The organism is Bradyrhizobium sp. P2_E8 (assembly GCF_056403875.1).
The window spans coordinates 1-1669 of sequence record NZ_JBFUES010001327.1 but is presented as its reverse complement, the minus strand read 5'-3'; the positions used below and the strand labels follow the sequence as shown (position 1 = coordinate 1669).

Genomic DNA, 1669 nt, shown 5'->3' with positions numbered 1-1669 from the left:
CGCACACACTCCCGACCGTTTGTATTATTCCTCCGGAAATCGCGTCAGTTCATCTTGACGTCGAGTTCCTTGGCGACGAGATCGAGCACTTCCTGCCCGACCCGGCCCTTCGCCCATTTGTAAGTCGGCTGCATCGCTTCCTGCCACGCCTTGCGATCGGCGTCGGTGAGATAATGCAGCGTGGTCTTGCCCGCCTTCTTGATCTCGGCGAGCGCGTCCTCGTTCTCCTGGCGTGCGATCGAATTGGTGTAGTCGGTCGCCTCGTTCATCGCCTTTTCGAGCTGGGCGCGGATATCGGGCGGCAGGCCGGACCAGAATTTCGAGTTGACGATCACCGCATATTGCAGATGGGCATGATAGGACACGGTGATGTCCTTCTGCACCTCGTAGAACTTCTGCGTCCAATAGTTGGACGCGGTGTTCTCGCAGCCGTCGACCACGCCGGTCTGCAGCGCCTGGTAGACCTCGGAGAATGCCATGATCTGCGGGATCGAACCCATCAGGCGGAAATACTGGTCCGCGATCTTCGATCCGGAGATACGGAATTTCAGGCCCTTGAAATCCTCCGGCTTCATCAGCGAACGATTCGACGACACCATGTGGAAGCCGTTGTCCCAATAGGCGAGGCCGCTGATGCCCTTGGCCTCCAGCTTCTGGAACAGCCACTTGCCGACCGTGCCCTTCATCGCATTGGCATAGGTCTCGTCGTCCTTGAACAGCCAGGGCAGGTCGAGCGCCTCGAATTCCTTGATCCCGAGCGGCGCGAACTTCGCGGTCGAGGGCGCGAGCATCTGCACCGAGCCGAGCTGCAGCGCCTCGATCTCCTCCTTGTCCTTGTAGAGCGAGGAGTTCGGATAGACTTCGATCTTGACCTTGCCGTCGGTGTACTTCTCGGCGAGCTCCTTGAACTTCAGAGCGCCCTTGCCCTTCGGAGTGTCGTTGGCGACGACGTGGCTGAATTTGATGCTGATCGGGCTCTGGGCCTGGGCGACAGCAGGGGCCATGAGAACAGCCGCAGCGACGACCGCAAGGAGCAGCTTGGGCATGAAGTAACCTCCCAACAACCTCTAAAACCGGGTCTTTTTTGTTTTCCGATTTCAGTAGTGGCAGCAATCCGCCACCCGAACAACTAGACCTAAGCCCAATTTGCCGCAGCCAAGCTATCTTGACGGCCGTTGCTGACGCAACCCGACACCCGCGCGTGCATCGGGGAACGAGCGCTTATGTCGCATTGCGGCAATGCCCTCAGCCCTTGCGCTGGGCGACCATGAACAGACGCCGGAACGGGAACAGCGTCTGCCCCGCCGCATTCTTCGGATACGCCTTCGCCACCCGCATCCCATAGGCCGCCTCAAAGGCAGCCTTCTCGTCGCCCGCGAGCACGTCGAGATAGCGCGTCAGCCAGGTGCCCTTGGTCCATTCCTTCACTGGGTTCTCGCCTTCAAGCACCTGAAGATATTCGGTCTCCCAGATGTCGATATTGTCGGACATCGGCGCAAGAAGATCGTGATAGAAGGCCGGCCCCTCGACCGGCGGCGGGGTGACGAGATGCTCGACCTTGGGCCGCCAGGGGCCGTTCAGGGCGGTCTCGCCGATCAGCACATGCGAGGGGGCCAGAAAGTTGCGTGGCATCTGCACCGCGAGCATGCCGCCGGGCACGACCTTCTCC

At 60.4% G+C, this 1669-nt stretch carries 1 protein-coding gene and 1 pseudogene; both read right to left on the bottom strand.

What is annotated here, in order from left to right:
* Positions 1-44: 44 nt before the first annotated feature.
* A complete protein-coding gene (locus tag AC1D00_RS40100) occupies positions 45-1046 on the bottom strand; it encodes a DctP family TRAP transporter solute-binding subunit (RefSeq protein WP_477014502.1) in 1002 nt (333 codons plus the stop codon).
* A 199-nt stretch (positions 1047-1245) separates the two neighbouring features.
* Positions 1246-1669, bottom strand: a pseudogene (locus AC1D00_RS40095) (trans-aconitate 2-methyltransferase); the annotation flags it as partial.

Coding starts and splice junctions, on each gene's coding strand:
- AC1D00_RS40100 (WP_477014502.1), bottom strand. CDS start 1,046: ATGCCCAAGCTGCTCCTTGCGGTCGTCGCTGCGGCTGTTCTCATGGCC.